This is a genomic window from Xenorhabdus kozodoii, assembly GCF_002632875.1.
In the GTDB taxonomy this organism is placed as follows: Bacteria; Pseudomonadota; Gammaproteobacteria; order Enterobacterales; family Enterobacteriaceae; genus Xenorhabdus; species Xenorhabdus kozodoii.
This window is the reverse complement of record NZ_NJCX01000029.1, coordinates 6,483-21,806: the sequence shown is the minus strand read 5'-3', so window position 1 is coordinate 21,806 and position 15,324 is coordinate 6,483. Positions and strand designations below refer to the sequence as shown.

Genomic DNA, 15,324 nt, shown 5'->3' with positions numbered 1-15,324 from the left:
AAATAGAGTATCAATGGCAGCTTAATGCAGATCCATTGAAGCGACAAATCCCCCCGTGTTTACGATTGTCGTGGGTTTTTAATCGTGCCTACTATCAATAAATTCTTTCATGATGATGAATAATAGTGGCGGAATTAAATAAAAATTTAATATCGTAGGAGACTCCCTTAGCCCTCGCGCCACGAGGACTAAGGGAGTCTGAATAAATATCAGTGTCAGTATTGGTATTTCCCCGCTGCGCGGGAGATATCAGGCGCTTCTTGAAAGGCGACGGGTATAAAAGGGTTTAAGGGGATATCACTATGGGAAAAATAACCGATTGGGTGACGTTAACCGGAAAACATGTGACTTTACTACCTTTGTCACATGACAGACATGATGAATTTGTTCGTGCTATTGAGGATGGGCAGTTACATAAACTGTGGTATGCCAATGTGCCTGATCCCGTCAATGTCCAGAGGGAAATCGAACGTCGTTTGTCCCTGCATGCTAAAGGTAGCATGTTACCGTTTACTGTCATCAACAATGTTACGGGGATGGCTGTTGGCATGACAACCTATATGAATATTGATGCGAACACTCCCAGATTGGAAATTGGTTCTACATGGTATGCGCATTCTGTTCAACGTACGGCAATAAATACGGAAGCCAAATTTCTATTGTTGCAGTATGCATTTGAGGAGCTGGAATGTGTCGCGGTGGAACTGCGTACCCATTTTTTAAATCAGCAAAGCCGCAGGGCGATCGAGCGATTGGGAGCCAAGCTCGATGGTATTTTGCGTCATCACTTGCGAGCCAAAGAGGGTTCGATAAGGGATACCTGTGTTTATAGCATTCTTCTCAATGAATGGCTCGTCATTAAAACGCATCTTACATGGTTAATGACGAAGCCACGTTGAGTACCCAATGGGTATTTATTTCTGGCAGGAAATCAGGCGGCTTTAAGGGATGTTTTGATATCGTTTTCCAGCGCGTCCAGTAATTGATAGCGACGGCGATATTCGGCGCGTTTTTTACTGGGGATCTCATCCAACGATTTTCTTTCTATGGCTGATGGCAAGTGGAAGTCGTTATTTTCCTTTCTGACACCACTGAGCGATTCCCAGAAGGCGTTATAATCAGCGACCATCTGATTTTTCTTTTTATGCCAATAACGGATGCTGCGGTAGATGTGAGTCTCATTACTGACTGCCAAGATCTGCTGACAATTCATATGCTCGGCAAAACGGCAAATAGCTTCAATCAACAGGCGCTTGGGGAATAACCCATAACACTCTTTCGTGGCATGGCGGATAATCTCCAGCGCATTGTCCCCCTTAGTTGGCCCTTGCAATACTCCAATAAACAGGGTTTGTTTGCCATCAACCATTAATAAAGTGAATGCACACTTAGCCAGAATGACATTTTCTGCGGTCGTAATATATAAAGAGAGTTCACCTTCTTTATTCAGATTATCCAGTGAATCAATATATATCAGAAATGTTTCATTTTTGCCTTGAATAGTTGCCAGCAGATAAGCATCAATATCATAAATCTTACTAATAACGGCAGGCTCTAATTGTTTGAATAATAATTGATAATGTTCATTCAAAGCACCAACAATCTGTTTACGTTTAAAATTAATGCTTAAGTATGGGCGATGTAATTTGCAAGGCAAACTGGGTTGCTTTTTCAATATATCCAAATGGTGAGACGTTCTGGCGAGGCCATCCAACAGTTTCAGTGTAGAAACGGGAGTCAGGAGGCTGCGCAGGGCAAATTTAGTTCGGTTGCTGGATGAATGCCAGTATTCCCCTGGAATAATCCGTTTTCCGATAAGATTAGCAAACAGCTTCATTCCTGAAGAGGTAGGTTGTTGTAAATAAGTCATTAATGCTCAAACTCAAAAAAGTAAAAATATTCATACCCACTGAATTTCAAGTTGTAGCACGGTGACAAAAGCATAACGAACGCTATGTTTATGACCATGTGACTAAAGGGGGTGGACGTAGCCAGCAAAGTTGCAACTTGAAAGGTGGCAGGCATATACGGCCTCCATTATATCATTGATTTATCAAGTTCTGCCTAAACGTTTACAAAACATGCCATTACTTTAAATTTATTTATTTTTTTTGTGTTGAAAAATCTTATTTGAATTATGACTTTTATCGTCATAAAACAACACTGATTCTGATTTAATTCTATTTTTTTGAATGATGCTTCTATTTGTGTATTTGTAATGTTTATGTATTGTTCTTTTTGTGAGCATTCCGTAAAAGGAGAATAGATTATTGCAGAATAGTTTTGTGATCCATTATTTAGAAAACCACAGCACGATTTTTAACAAGCTAAGCTTTTCAAGCTAACTTCATATGTAATAGCGGAAATGGGTTCCCTTGCCCATCAATCTCTGAACGGGAAAATACCTGAAATCCCATATGTTGGTAGAAACCAACGCCTTGTGTATTTTGTTCGTTTACATCCAACTCGTTAATTTGCAAATGACTAATGGCAAATTGCAGTAACATCTTACCGATCCCTGTTCCTCGCGCCTGCGGCGCAATAAACAGCATCTCTACTCGATGTTGATCCGTACTGATAAATCCCACGATATTATTTTGCTCATCGACAGCCTTATAAACAGTGAGATTGGGCAAATAATCGTTAAGGATCTGCGGACGTAGCACCTCAATCATCATCTTTGGCAAGAAATCATGAGTGGCAAGTACGGAAGCTTCCCAGATTTGAATCAGTGCCGAAAAATCAGCGTTGGTGGCTTGCTGTATTTGCATTTAATACCTTTATATTTTTGTTGTTTTTGGTTTCAGATCGGATATTTTTCCGGCTATCTTAAAGTAAAAATAAGAAAGTGCAATAATTCAGCATAGTTCGTTATGAATAAATGTTTTCATATTTGGTATATAAATCGAGCTAAAAAGAATCGACCTAAAATAAAAAAGTGCCGCAACTTGCGGCACTTTCATATAAGCTCAGATTATTTCATCGCTAGCTTGCCAATACACGATCTTTGCGGGACAAACTCACCAGCAGCATATAAATCGCAGTAGCTAATAAGGCAATGAAAAAGAAACTCATCAGCCCATTATGCTGAGCTTTAAAGTAGTGTTGTCGCATAAAATGCCCTGCTACCAGTGGCCCAATGGCAGAACCAATACTGTAGCTTAACAACATAACTTGGCTTGCGGCTACGATATAGGACGCATCCAGCTTGTCACAAGCCAGGGTGATCGCAATCGGGTACAGCGCAAAAGAGGACATGCCCAAAAGAGCCAGTGCCACTATCATGACGATGTAATGCTCAAAGAGATAGGCCATTCCGATAGCGAAGACCCCCAATAGTGAAGCCATTGCCAATAGAAAAGTTTTGCTCACGATGACAGACAGCTTGCTGATAATCGGTTGTATGGCCATTCCGCCCAAAATAATCGCTGCCATCAATACACCGACTTGATCGGCACTGAAATGACTTTGGCTTAGAGATAAGGGCATCAAACCATAGATAGTGCCCATAACAATACCCGATGTCATACAGCCAACGATCGCAGGTTTACTGAATTCGGTGATTTTTTTCAGCGACAGACTTTGGTGGTGGAGGGCAGGAGGCTGTCCATGACGCACAAATAATGGCGGCAAAATCGCGACAAACAGGAGTGCCGAAATCACCATAAAAGGGATCATCCCCTGAGTGCCAATCGGCCCAATCAATAACTGGCCTAACGTTGTGCCACCGTAAAGAGAAGTCATATAAAAACTCAGGCGCTTGGCGCGCTCTTTGGGATTGTCGCCAATCAGTAGCCAGGACTCGACGACAACAAAGACACCCGCGACGGCCACGCCGGCAATACACCGTACCAGTAACCAAATTTCTTTATCTGGAAAAAAAGGCAATATCATGACGGTCGCTGATAAAAGCAATAAAAAGACAACAAATGAAAGACGGTGACCTATCTTGGCGATAACCGGCTCAATCATCATTGAACCGATTAATAGACCGGCATAATAAGCGCTGGCTAACCAACTGGCATAAACCGTATCAATGCTGAAACTTGCCATCGACAGGGGAATTAAGCTCATCAGGTAACCAGAAGCAATGGCAAAAACAGTCAAGCCGGCGACAGGTACAAATGCACTGTCATTCTTGCGCAGCAGTTTCACTACTGTCGTCTCCACATAAAAATATCAGCCAGAAATGCGCTGCTTTTCATCAAGGTTTTGCCGAATGGCGGCCACGACATATGCCAAGGACTGGAATATATCTTGTGATTTAAGCAGTGGAATTCACTCAATGACCTTGAGTGGTGCGGACTATAGCCCTTTCTCACAAAGAGATACAACGAGAAAAACTGATACTCATGAATGAAAAGATTTATGGAAAAAGGGGGGCGTGATTGGCGCTGAAAGAAGCCTGATGCATCAGTGAGATTGCGATTCATTTCACTAATATTAATTTCATGTTGAAAACATCTAGATTTGTACTATGCTTTTATTATAAATAAAAGCTAACTACATTTTTTTCTTGAAGGTTATTAGGTATTGATAAATGTTTTTTAATAAACTGAGAACCAGGAGGACTATGGGATATCGTAATGAAAAGTAACAATGTTTGTTTTTATATTAAATATGACTTAATTGCTATTCTGTTTTACATATAATCAGAGCAAATTTTAAGTTTTAAATTAATCTTTCTCGATTTATAAAGCCGGGGGAAGTTATGACTAAAAAATTCACTGAATCAGAATCTTCTTTGATTGTTTCAAAGGGACTGAAAATTATCGATTCTTTAAATGAATCAACAGTAAATTTGTTAAAACACAAAAAGGTAGTGCCCGATGATTTAATTGCCAATCCACAGAAATCCGAGTTAAAATCTTATAATGCTCATTTGAGTTTAACGAGCTATTTTTTTTATTTTAAACTCACTCTGGAAGTTGAGGGTTTGAAAACTTTTTACGGAAGCGCCGGGGGGATCGGATTTGTGGGAAAAGGGGACTTTTCCGGTACATTTTATATTGGTATGGATGATCTTGATACCTTTTATCAGGAAGAAACAAGTTTTGTTGCAGTGATAACACCAGTGACTATGAGTTTGAGTTTTTTACATTATCCCATAGATAAAGCTGCACAGTTTGACGGAATCGGATTGGGTTCTATATCAGCGACAATCGGAGGGGGCGGTTATTGGGAATAATATACCAGTCCTTAACTGACAATACTTTATTTTATCTATAAGGCTTCATTTGTAACTTAATTATCGTTGGCAAAACATAAATAAAAGTTACGTAATGAAGCCTATTATTATAAAACACCAAAAAGAAAATTAAGTAAAAATATTGAATGGTTGTTTTGATGTTAAAAATAATCGTTAATTACTTTGGTCAAGTGGTTATTTCTATTAGTAAAATATAAGGGAGGTGTCTTAATTTAGATCTGAATCGATGGTTGGATGATATAGCAGAATCATATTAATATGACATAATATCTAAACCTAAGATGACAAGGCATAACACGAGATGGGCTATAGCTTAGATTTTCGAAAGAGTTATGTTGATTTTGCTATATCAGAATTAAGTCATTCGCAATATCTTATTGCATTCGTAAGCTATTAATGATGTTTTGTATGGCATATATGAGCAGATCCGCCCATGAATTTTTAGACAAAAGGCCACCATAATAGTGACCTCACGTTCCTATCATTAAGCCCAACGGCGGATCACAATCGAGGTATTGATGCCACCAAAGGCAAAGTTATTGCTTTGGATAAACTCGGTTTGGATTTTACGGGGCTGGTGCATAATGTAATCCAACTCACCACAAGCGGGATCAATCTCGTTGAGATTGATCGTGGGGGCAAACCACCCTTCGTTCATCATTGCCAGGCTTAGCCATGCTTCAAGGGCACCGCAAGCCCCCAGAGTATGGCCGAAATAACTTTTTAGTGAAGAGATAGGGGCTTGGTTGCCAAAAATATGAGCCGTAGCTTGGCTTTCTGCCACGTCTCCCCGATCGGTTGCCGTACCGTGGGCACTAATATAACCGATATCGGCGGGTTGTAAGCCGGCTGACTTCAGTGCCATTTCAATGCATATCTGCATGGTTTCGGATTTTGGCTGGGTGATGTGGGATGCGTCACAGTTAGTGGCAAATCCGATTATTTCACCATAAATCTTGGCTCCACGCGCTTTGGCATGTTCCAATTCTTCAAGGATCAATGTGCCTGCACCTTCACCAATCACCAGACCATCGCGGTTAACATCAAATGGAGAAGGCGTACTCTTTGGTGCTTCATTTTTCTGGCTGGTGGCGAACAACGTATCAAATACTGCCGCTTCGGATGGACACAACTCTTCAGCCCCACCTGCCACCATGACGGTTTGATAGCCGTGGCGGATAGCTTCCCACGCATACCCAATCGCCTGACTACCCGATGTACAGGCACTTGAGGTTGGGATCACTCTGCCGCGTAGTCCAAAGAACAGACCGGTGTTGACGGCAGTGGTATGGGGCATCATTTGCACATAGGTTGTGCCTGTGATGTTATTGGTGTGCTTTTCAGTCAGCATAGTTGCAAAGTCGCTGACGGGTTTAGTGCTGCCTGTAGAAGAGCCATAGGCAATACCTGTTGCCCCATTGGTCAGTATTGGATCATCGAGCAAACCTGCCATCTCTAAGGCCAGCTCTGTGGCGCGCGTTGACATCAGGGAAACTCGCCCCATAGAACGAATGCGTTTGCGGGTATAATGTTCAGGTAAAATAAAATCCGTAATGGGTGCCCCAAGGTGGGTATTAAGCCCATCATATTCTGCCCATGCTGGCATCTGTTGGACGGCATTAGTGGCCGTTTTCAATCCCGCGGAAACAGATTGCCAATTGTGCCCCAATGCGGTAATCCCCCCCATTCCTGTAATGACGACCCTGCGTGGCATGTTCTGATGGAATAGAGCATTGTGGTTCATAGCATCCCTCCGTTGATTGAGATAACTTGACGGGTGACATATCCTGCAATATCAGACATCAGGTAGCTGGCAAGCCCCGCAACTTCATCAACGTGTCCCATTCGTTTTATTGGGATCATATTCATCGCTTCTTTCAAAGCGGCGGCTTCCATTTGGATCATGTCTGTCTCAATCAGACCGGGGGCAATACAGTTCACGGTGATTTTTCTTTTCGCTAATTCGATTGCCAGCGCTTTTGTGGCACCGATAATCCCTGCTTTAGCAGCACTGTAATTGACTTGTCCTCGGTTACCCATTAAACCCGATACGGATGATAAGGTGATGATGCGCCCTCCTTGACGTAAACCGATCATCGGCATGATGCAAGGATGGATGACATTGTAGAAGCTATCCAAATTGGTATGAATGACACTGTCCCAGTCATTACCGTCCAGTGCTGGGAAAGCACCATCTTTGGCAATCCCTGCATTGCAGACGATGCCATAGTAAGCGCCGTGAGTTTCGATGTCTTTTGCCAATATTTCACGGCAAGTAGATCGATCCGAAACATCAAAATTCAGTATACGGCCATGGCTTCCGCTTGCCTGAATGTGTTCCAGTGTCTTTTCCGCGCCTTTCGCATCGCGGTGGTAATGCACGATGATAGTAAAACCCTCTGCCGCCAGTCGGCAGGCAATCGCCCTGCCAATCCCTTTGCTGGCACCGGTCACTAGAACTGAACGCATTATGCTACTCCATCCTGTTTATTGATTAGTTGTATGAGGTCTGTTTTGTCAGGTTGGTAGGTGTTCAGGCGGCCGGTCACCTGCACAGTGCCATTGCAACTGATTTCACCGTCAAAACTGCCAAATTTTTCATCTTGCAGTAATAAATTCATCTGAATATCCAATACACTACCCGATGTGAACGCGGGGATCCGGCACCGTACTGCACGACCCCCCAATAACATCCCCAGTGCGGAATCGTCCTCTTTTCTTTCCCTGCGGTGCCAGCCAGACCAGACCCCAATCGTCTGGGCCATGATTTCAATGGCAAACCAACCCGGCAGATGGCCTTCTTCATTGAGAAAAGGCGAGAGGATACCATCTTGGCTGACCGTGACCTGACAATGGACATGGTGACTGGATACGTTGATCACTTTTTCCAGTAACACCATCGGGGTTGCATGCGGGAGATAACGATCTATAGGTAAATAATCTACGGATAAACAGTTAGACATTATTCTGCTCCCAATATCAGGCTGGTATTGTTGCCACCAAAGGCAAAAGAATTTGACATGACTGTCGGTTTTTTCAGCGGTTGTGATTGGGTTAGCAAACCGCAGGCCGGCAGAGAGGTATCGATGCCTGAGCGTGAAAAATCCTGAGCAGGCAGCGATAAGTGACGTGTTAGCAGTAACCAGCAAAGTCCGGCTTCGCAAGCACCTGCGGCGCCAAGGGTATGGCCGGTTAAATATTTAGTCGAGCTGCATGGCGTATTTTCACCAAAAATCTGATTGATAACCCTCGATTCCATCTGGTCGTTCAATTTCGTGCCCGTTCCATGCAGGTTAATATAACCGACGTCGGCTGGGGCGAGTCCGGCATTTCCCAATGCCATATTGATAGCTTCAATGGCCCCTTTCCCTTCGGGATGAGGGGCTGACATATGCCATGCATCACTGGATTCTCCTACGCCGAGTAAGGCTATCGGCTGGGGTTCTCGCGTTAGCAGCAGCAATGTTGCGGCTTCCCCAATGGTAATGCCTTGGCGATTTTCACAAAAGGGTTCACACAAAGTGGGAGAAATGGACTCCAGGCTATTGAATCCATTGATTGGCATACGGCTTAATGTGTCCGCGCCACCCACAATGGCGACATCCACGAGATCCATTTCAATCAGGCGTTGGCCGCTGATAATCGCCCGTGAACTGGATGAACAGGCTGTAGAGAGGGTAAATGCAGGCCCATCAATACCCAAATAACTGGCAAGGAAACGGGAAGGATCGCCCAATTCTTGTTGGTAATAGTGGTAATGCTCATCGGGTTGTTGATGAATGGTGTGGCTGACATGCTGATCACCTTCTTCGAGACCAGAAGTGCTGGTTCCCATAATCACGGCAATGCGTTCCCGCCCATAGCGAATGATGGCTTCGTCCACTTGTGGTTTTATTTGCATCAAGGCAGCCATTAACAAGCGATTATTACGGCTGTTGTGCTGAAATAGGCTGTCAGGAATGACGGGTAATTCACCGTCAACACCTCCCAGACAGCAGGTTTTGTCAGGTTGTAACCAGCCTGAACGCTCATACATGCCTGGTGCTTGATGGCGCACAAGGTTATGCGCAATCTCATCCACATTATTGCCTAACGCATTGAGCATACCCACGGCAGAAATATAAATCATGTCTTACTTTTCCAGATGCTGAATAGCGATGTCATAACCAAAAACGAATTGCTGAACGCGAATCGGGCGTCGTTTGCCATGTTGGGGATCATAATGAATTTCTGTGATTAATTTCCCTTTTTTGTCATGCAGTTGGCGGAGATTACCGCTATCTTTGAGCCTCCAGCCATCAGGCAGTTGGCTCTGCCAAGCGGAGACCGGCCAGTAACTGAACATAATATCGGCCAAGACTTGACTGGCGGGGGGGAGTTCCGGCAAGAGAATGGATTGTTCGGTATGCACGCCATTTTTGTCGTAATCTAATTTGAACAACCGAATACCTAGCGAAGATAATCCAGCGAGTGACAGGTGTTGCTCATTCGCGTCAAGCAGCACAATCAAGGATTGCTGCTTACCTTTTACGGTGGCGGTTAACAGTTGTTGTTCATTGATGGCCGGCGTTATGGTTGGCTCTGGCAATGAAACACGTACACCGGGTTTCAGCCACGCAGTGGGGGTGCCGTTTTGTGGCGCATTTGTACAAGCTGCCAGCAGGCAGGTCAGCGATAGGATGAATAACCGCATCACGAGGACTTTTTCCTTTTTTGGCGTTTAGGTATTGCCAGTGGTGATAGCAGGAAAGCCGTGAAGATCCCGCTGCATAATACGATACCAAAACTACTGATTGCCTGAGTGCGACTGAACATCAACATGCCTAGTGTGAGCAATGAAGTACACATGGCTACGCTGATCGCCAATAGAGAAGTCAGCGGAGTACCACGGGGATTGCTGAAAAACAGGGTGTAGTTGATGCCAATACCCAGCACCAGAACCAGGGCTAATATTGAAAATAAGTTCAGGCTGTGGCCACTAAAACCGAGAACAGCCAATCCACAGCCAAGGGACAATAGTGATGGTAATAGGCTGATAACGCCACGACGCAAGCCAAATCGTGCTATGTAGCTGATGGCGATTAGCATGATTGAACCTGCCAACAGCCAGCCAAGTAGGGTTCGATAAAATTGAAACATCTCATCAAAAGCCAGCTTGCGATCAACCCAACTGACTCCTTCCTGTTTTTCGGCCAATTGGCGCATCAATACACTGTCTTTAACGCCATTGACCGGGAGGAGGACGCCACTGTGACCATTTGGCAAGGTTATCCACATCAAACGCCAGCCCTCACTGACTATACTGCCAAGCCAGTCAGTTGGCGTAACCGTCATAGGGTGAATATCAGGCTGTTTTATTGTCAATCCCGCTTCTGCCAGACAAGACATGATATTGGGAGAGACGGCTTTGATTAGCGTAAGATCCCGGTGTTGCTGGGCAAGAGAAGAGAGAGGGAACCGTTGGTAATGGCTGATATTACCTTGTTGCTTTTCTGCATCTAATTTTGGAATGAAGGATTCCAATCGTTGCAATGTTTGTTCTGCATTATCGCCGTAAATAACGAACCATTTTTGATCACTTCGTTGTCCGGTTAACGCGGCAATGTGTTTTTCCTGTTGATGGATATCTTGTGGCAGAGCCTGTAATTGGGCAATGTCATCATTGATCTGCAAACGGGAAATTCCCAGTAGTGCAAAGACTGCCAACATCGCAGGTAACCCCATATAAAACAGCCAATGGTTTCTCCATAACGCCAGCCAACGCATTAACATGATCATTGCCGGAATGGGGCGCACAGGCAGGTTTTTAACCAGTCGGGGATACCAACAGACGACCGTCAAACAGGAAGCGGTTAATCCTGCGGCCGCAAATACCGCTAATTGGCGTAGGCCAGGAAAAGGCGCAAATATCATGATCAGGTAGGCAATGACCGTTGTCGCCAATGCCATTAATAAGGCAGGCAAGACTTTTTGCATACTTTGCCACGGCGTCATTTCCTGACCATGTACCATCCGTTCTGTTAGATAGTAAATGGCGTAATCAGCGGAAATACCGATGATACTGATGCTCATCACCAGCGTCATGAAATGAAGTTCGCCAAAAATCCCTAAAGTCACCACCGTTCCGGCCAAAGCGCCGATACTGATGGAGAGAACACACAGCAACAAAGGTTTCAGGGAACGAAAAACCGTGTAGATGAGGAGTAATACACCGAGAACGGTGGCACTGCCCAATGTTGAAATATCGTGTTTCGCCTGCTGGGTGGCGTAATTACTGTAAAATAGGGTACCCCGTGACATCACTTGGGTAGCAGGAAATTGAGCTGCCAGAGACTGCTGCAATTTATTCAGCTCAGTGATAGCATGATGGCCTTGCTGCATATCAAAGGAAGCGCTTTTTAGCTCCCCGTGAAGTAAGTACCAACTTCTTCCAGAATTATCTCTCGCCACTAACCACCCATCTTGAAGCCTTAATTGGCTGGATGTTTGCTGGAGAGCGAGTTGTGAGCCTCTGACCAGCATCAAAGGGTCATTATTCAGTTCCTGCCCACTGACACCGGAAAAGGCAGAGTAGACTTGAGACAAGATCCAATTTGCTTGCTGATTGCCATCACCTTTCAATCTGTCACGAGTGGCAGGATCGAGCATCGCATTACGGTGTTCATAGTAAAAACGTCCCCATGCTTGTTGCTGCTCTGCTGTCATTGGCCCTTTGACATTGGTCATGAACGGGGTTTTTTGCAAGTGTTCTAGCCAGTATTGGGCAGGGGCAGTATCTTCTTTTTCCCCCGGACTGACCATCCACACCAATTGGCGATCAAGACGCTGCATGAATTCTTCTTGCAAGGCGGGTGGCATGTCACCCGCACTTTGTGTCGGCAATAGCGCCAATACACTGGTAGACAGGCGGGATTGAGGTAACAAGACTGCCAGCAATATCAGTAGGACAGTGAATGTTAACAGCCAAAGAGGTGCCAGCAGACGTGGATCAGAATTTGAAGTATTGCTCTTCTTCATAGCTCAGCGTCTCTGGTGTTAATTGGTGTTGGGCAAAGGAGAGTTCTGTGCGATCACCTTGACGATCAGTCAGTAAAATAGCATCAAGGTGAGTTTGACCATGCAAAGTAATCGCCGTGAAAAGTTTATCCAACGGAGACGTTTTTGGGGTCAGTATCAGGCGCCACTTTTCCTGCCCAAGATCGTTGAATTCGATTTTGAAGTTTTCTTCCAGTACAGTGCGATCGGCCTGAAACAATGCCCGCATCAAGTGATTGAACTGAAACAGTTGTGGATTGGAATCAGCGGTAATCACTTGAGGTGCTTGCCCCGACATGACTTGTACCATATGGTTGTCATCCAGTAACAGTGTCAGTGGAAACGGTTTTTGCTGATTCCACCATAGCCCTTTATGCTGTGAAACCAGCATTTGACCACGGGAAGACAGGGGTTGAGGCATGCCCTGGATTTGCCGAATTTGTGTGAAATTTGCCCGTACAACGGGCTGGTGAGCAAACCGCTGTTGTAAATCATCAAGGGTAATGGCATATGCCATGTTATTGATTGTCATGAAACTTGTTGTCAAAAACACCAATATCCAACGCCATTTTTTCATGACTTGACCCCCATACGTTCGAATAGAATGTCTGGGCTGACAAAGTGCATTTCCTGTGTTTCCTTAGCAACAGCAACCTGAATGGTGTAGCCGACAGTTGTTTTTTCGCCACTTGCGGCATTAAAAATCTGGTAAGCAATTTTCAGGCGGTTTTCAAACTCTTCGATAGTGGCTTTGACACGTATTTTTTGTTCAAAGAACACTGGGGCACGGTACTTGATTTTGGCGTCAACGACCGGCCAAACATAGCCGGATTCACTCATTTCTCGATAACCATAATTGAGTTGGCTCATCAGTGCCTCACGGGCAATTTCAAAATAGCGAAAGTAATTTCCATGCCAAACAACGCCCATTGGATCAGCATCATGAAATGGCACCGTTAATTCAACCTCGGCGGTAAAACGAGGAGCAGTCAGCATTTTTTATTCCTTATTTGTTCGGGCAGACGGTAATTGCCAAAAATCGAAAAAATTGAACCAATCGAGCGGGGATTGCAGGGCATAATGTTCCAGGCGGGAAGCGTAGAGATCCACGGCTTGCTGTAACGCCTGCTCTCTCTGTTTACGTGGCAATTCCAGAGGATTGGCAAAATGCTCACAATAAATTTTGAATTGGTTATTCTGCCGAAGTGCGAACATCAACAACACCGGGCAGCGCAGCACGGAAGCAAGGATAAACGGTCCTTGTGGAAAGGGAGCAAGATGACCGAGAAATTGACTCCATACAACCCGTTGGGTATTGCCTCTGGAGGGATTAACGGCAATGCGATCACCGACGATTGCCACCCATTCGCCCGCGTCAATTTTTTCTTTTAGCAAGATAGCGGTATCGGCACCGACATTCGTTACTGGCAATAAATTGATCCCCGCCTGGGGTGAAATTTCTTCAATGATCTGTTTGAAACGCTGGGCATGTTCAATAAAAACCAGTGCATTGATGGTCTGTTTTCCCGTTTGTTGTACCAGTGCACGGCAAACTTCAATATCGCCTAAATGCGAAACCAACAGCAGTTTCCCGCCCGCATCGCCATCCAAAAGTGTTTGTTCGGCCCCTTCTGCAAACTGAATCTCTTTTCCCCACTTCAAATCACCCCGCCAACTGGCGATTTTATCCAACATAGCCTTGCCAAAACGCAGGTAGTGGCGATAACTATTCAGGCCTGGTGGAATAGCGATGCCTTTGTGTTGTAAGGTCTGTTTCAGTTTTCCAAGGTACTGGCTGGAAGCCTGACGCTGTGTCCCGCCAGTTGCCCAAAAATAGCCAACAACAGGGTAGAGCAACCATTCAAAAGGTTTGCGTCCTAACCATCGATAGATCGCCAGCATCAACTTCATGCCCCATAGCCCTTTGCGTTCTTGGATATCTGACCAATGACGCTGATTGCGGCACAATCGCTTACGCCATAATAATGAAGGAATGCGTGGTAACATGCCGAAAAACAGGCGGGTATGCATCCATGAAATGCTGAGGTTATCCCTCAAAGCATCGAAATGGGATAGACCATTTGCAGGATAAGTGACGGTTGTTGGTACAAATTCACTTTCTGTTCCCTGCCAATAAAGCCGAACCATGATTTCAATATCAAAATCCATGCGCCGGCCAACATCTTTGTCAGCCAACAGTTTTAACGTAGGTGCCAAGGGGTAGACACGAAAACCACACATACTGTCTTTGATGGACAAAGACAGTGTTTCCACCCAAACCCAGAAATGGGTGATAAAGCGTCCATACAGGCGGGATTTTGGCACGGAAGCGTCATACTTCGGGCTACCGGAAATCAAGCGATCAGGATATTGCTGCGCTTTTGCCAAAAACAAGGGGATATCTTTGAGGCAATGCTGGCCATCGGCATCAACTTGTAATGCATGGCTATAGCCTGAATTCGCGGCTGCCCGCATTCCTGCCATGACTGCACCCCCTTTGCCCTGATTATGTGCCAGGCGGATAAGCGTGACGTTAGGCACAGACTTTGCTAAATATTCAAGACGATGTTGAGTATCGGGTTCACTGCCATCATCCACGATAAAACAGTGGAGGTGGTAGGAGGATAACCTTTCCAATACCGCAGCCAGGGTTGTGCCATGGTTATAACAAGGGATCACCACACATGGCGTAATCGTATTCACGCTCAACGACATAGCTTTATTTTTCCCTGGCTTGCAGTCTGGCCTTCTAAGTCATAATGGAAGAGCAGAAGGTGTTTTTTTTCATCCCATTTGATGTGCAATCGCAATTTATTGTCTGGTTGCAGGGGTAACTGGAATTTGACCATTTCAATCGAAGAGAAAGACCACCCCGGTGCCAGCAAGGTTTGGGCATAGTGCATGGCCCAATCGATCTGAGCCACCCCCGGCAAAAGTGGCTGAATGGGGAAATGCCCTCGAAACCAATCCAAATTGGGATCTATACCAATCGCCATTGAAGATGCTTGATTTTTTATCCAAACCCGATCATGCTTACGACCATGAAAATTCATCTGACACCAGAACAAAAACGCGCCCTC

15 protein-coding genes are annotated in these 15,324 nt (G+C 44.9%); 2 read left to right on the top strand and 13 right to left on the bottom strand.

The window, feature by feature from the left end; all coding sequences use genetic code 11:
* Positions 1-302 precede the first annotated feature (302 nt).
* Positions 303-899, top strand: a complete 597-nt coding sequence (locus Xkoz_RS27145; protein ID WP_099142682.1) for a GNAT family N-acetyltransferase — start codon at positions 303-305, stop codon at positions 897-899.
* A 32-nt stretch (positions 900-931) separates the two neighbouring features.
* On the opposite strand, the gene Xkoz_RS27140 is transcribed toward Xkoz_RS27145, so the two are convergent.
* The 3 genes from Xkoz_RS27140 to Xkoz_RS27130 form a co-directional block, all read right to left on the bottom strand.
* Positions 932-1,870: a VirK/YbjX family protein gene (locus Xkoz_RS27140; protein ID WP_099142681.1), complete on the bottom strand. Its 939-nt coding sequence runs from the start codon at positions 1,868-1,870 to the stop codon at positions 932-934.
* A gap of 466 nt (positions 1,871-2,336) precedes the next feature.
* Entirely contained in the window at positions 2,337-2,771 is a 435-nt protein-coding gene (locus Xkoz_RS27135; protein ID WP_099142680.1) for an acetyltransferase, read from the bottom strand.
* Between the two features lie 214 nt (positions 2,772-2,985).
* Positions 2,986-4,155 (bottom strand): MFS transporter, encoded by a 1,170-nt coding sequence (locus tag Xkoz_RS27130; protein WP_099142679.1) that lies wholly within the window; start codon positions 4,153-4,155, stop codon positions 2,986-2,988.
* A gap of 556 nt (positions 4,156-4,711) precedes the next feature.
* On the opposite strand from Xkoz_RS27130, the gene Xkoz_RS27125 reads away from it, so the two are divergent.
* A complete protein-coding gene (locus tag Xkoz_RS27125; RefSeq protein ID WP_099142678.1) occupies positions 4,712-5,188 on the top strand; it encodes a VapA/VapB family virulence-associated protein in 477 nt (158 codons plus the stop codon).
* A 505-nt stretch (positions 5,189-5,693) separates the two neighbouring features.
* Here Xkoz_RS27125 and Xkoz_RS27120 read toward each other — a convergent pair.
* Genes Xkoz_RS27120 through Xkoz_RS27075 form a run of 10 tightly spaced genes read right to left on the bottom strand, consistent with a single transcriptional unit; the run spans position 5,694 to position 15,240 of the window.
* The gene (locus Xkoz_RS27120; RefSeq protein WP_099142752.1) at positions 5,694-6,923 is read right to left on the bottom strand and encodes a beta-ketoacyl-ACP synthase; all 1,230 of its coding nucleotides are present in this window, start codon (positions 6,921-6,923) and stop codon (positions 5,694-5,696) included.
* A 26-nt stretch (positions 6,924-6,949) separates the two neighbouring features.
* On the bottom strand, positions 6,950-7,681 hold the full coding sequence (locus Xkoz_RS27115) for a 3-ketoacyl-ACP reductase FabG2 (RefSeq protein WP_099142677.1): 732 nt from the start codon (positions 7,679-7,681) through the stop codon (positions 6,950-6,952).
* Positions 7,678-8,172 carry a hotdog family protein gene (locus tag Xkoz_RS27110; RefSeq protein WP_099142676.1) on the bottom strand — a complete coding sequence of 165 codons (495 nt, stop codon included), beginning with the start codon at positions 8,170-8,172 and terminating at the stop codon, positions 7,678-7,680. The genes Xkoz_RS27115 and Xkoz_RS27110 overlap by 4 nt, the downstream gene beginning before the upstream one ends.
* Positions 8,172-9,338, bottom strand: a complete 1,167-nt coding sequence (locus Xkoz_RS27105; RefSeq protein WP_099142675.1) for a beta-ketoacyl-[acyl-carrier-protein] synthase family protein — start codon at positions 9,336-9,338, stop codon at positions 8,172-8,174. The genes Xkoz_RS27110 and Xkoz_RS27105 overlap by 1 nt, the downstream gene beginning before the upstream one ends.
* Before the next feature lie 3 nt (positions 9,339-9,341).
* Complete coding sequence (locus Xkoz_RS27100) at positions 9,342-9,902, bottom strand: DUF3261 domain-containing protein (RefSeq protein ID WP_099142674.1); 561 nt, start codon at positions 9,900-9,902, stop codon at positions 9,342-9,344.
* Positions 9,902-12,226, bottom strand: a complete 2,325-nt coding sequence (locus Xkoz_RS27095) for an MMPL family transporter (protein ID WP_141554422.1) — start codon at positions 12,224-12,226, stop codon at positions 9,902-9,904. Before Xkoz_RS27095 ends, Xkoz_RS27100 begins: the two co-directional genes overlap by 1 nt.
* Positions 12,198-12,800, bottom strand: a complete 603-nt coding sequence (locus tag Xkoz_RS27090; RefSeq protein WP_422646064.1) for an outer membrane lipoprotein carrier protein LolA — start codon at positions 12,798-12,800, stop codon at positions 12,198-12,200. The genes Xkoz_RS27095 and Xkoz_RS27090 overlap by 29 nt, the downstream gene beginning before the upstream one ends.
* A gap of 17 nt (positions 12,801-12,817) precedes the next feature.
* The gene (locus Xkoz_RS27085; protein WP_099142672.1) at positions 12,818-13,240 is read right to left on the bottom strand and encodes an acyl-CoA thioesterase; all 423 of its coding nucleotides are present in this window, start codon (positions 13,238-13,240) and stop codon (positions 12,818-12,820) included.
* Positions 13,241-13,243: 3 nt separating this feature from the next.
* Entirely contained in the window at positions 13,244-14,959 is a 1,716-nt protein-coding gene (locus tag Xkoz_RS27080) for a glycosyltransferase family 2 protein (RefSeq protein WP_099142671.1), read from the bottom strand.
* A complete protein-coding gene (locus Xkoz_RS27075; RefSeq protein WP_141554423.1) occupies positions 14,950-15,240 on the bottom strand; it encodes an ApeI family dehydratase in 291 nt (96 codons plus the stop codon). Before Xkoz_RS27075 ends, Xkoz_RS27080 begins: the two co-directional genes overlap by 10 nt.
* Positions 15,241-15,324: the final 84 nt, after the last annotated feature.

What these genes read in the sequence shown, in the direction of transcription:
- Xkoz_RS27145 (WP_099142682.1), top strand. Translation starts at nt 303, where the DNA reads ATGGGAAAAATAACCGATTGGGTGACGTTAACCGGAAAACATGTGACT.
- Xkoz_RS27140 (WP_099142681.1), bottom strand. Translation starts at nt 1,870, where the DNA reads ATGACTTATTTACAACAACCTACCTCTTCAGGAATGAAGCTGTTTGCT.
- Xkoz_RS27135 (WP_099142680.1), bottom strand. Translation starts at nt 2,771, where the DNA reads ATGCAAATACAGCAAGCCACCAACGCTGATTTTTCGGCACTGATTCAA.
- Xkoz_RS27125 (WP_099142678.1), top strand. Translation starts at nt 4,712, where the DNA reads ATGACTAAAAAATTCACTGAATCAGAATCTTCTTTGATTGTTTCAAAG.
- Xkoz_RS27120 (WP_099142752.1), bottom strand. Translation starts at nt 6,923, where the DNA reads ATGCCACGCAGGGTCGTCATTACAGGAATGGGGGGGATTACCGCATTG.
- Xkoz_RS27110 (WP_099142676.1), bottom strand. Translation starts at nt 8,172, where the DNA reads ATGTCTAACTGTTTATCCGTAGATTATTTACCTATAGATCGTTATCTC.
- Xkoz_RS27105 (WP_099142675.1), bottom strand. Translation starts at nt 9,338, where the DNA reads ATGATTTATATTTCTGCCGTGGGTATGCTCAATGCGTTAGGCAATAAT.
- Xkoz_RS27100 (WP_099142674.1), bottom strand. Translation starts at nt 9,902, where the DNA reads ATGCGGTTATTCATCCTATCGCTGACCTGCCTGCTGGCAGCTTGTACA.
- Xkoz_RS27095 (WP_141554422.1), bottom strand. Translation starts at nt 12,226, where the DNA reads ATGAAGAAGAGCAATACTTCAAATTCTGATCCACGTCTGCTGGCACCT.
- Xkoz_RS27085 (WP_099142672.1), bottom strand. Translation starts at nt 13,240, where the DNA reads ATGCTGACTGCTCCTCGTTTTACCGCCGAGGTTGAATTAACGGTGCCA.
- Xkoz_RS27080 (WP_099142671.1), bottom strand. Translation starts at nt 14,959, where the DNA reads ATGTCGTTGAGCGTGAATACGATTACGCCATGTGTGGTGATCCCTTGT.
- Xkoz_RS27075 (WP_141554423.1), bottom strand. Translation starts at nt 15,240, where the DNA reads ATGGCGATTGGTATAGATCCCAATTTGGATTGGTTTCGAGGGCATTTC.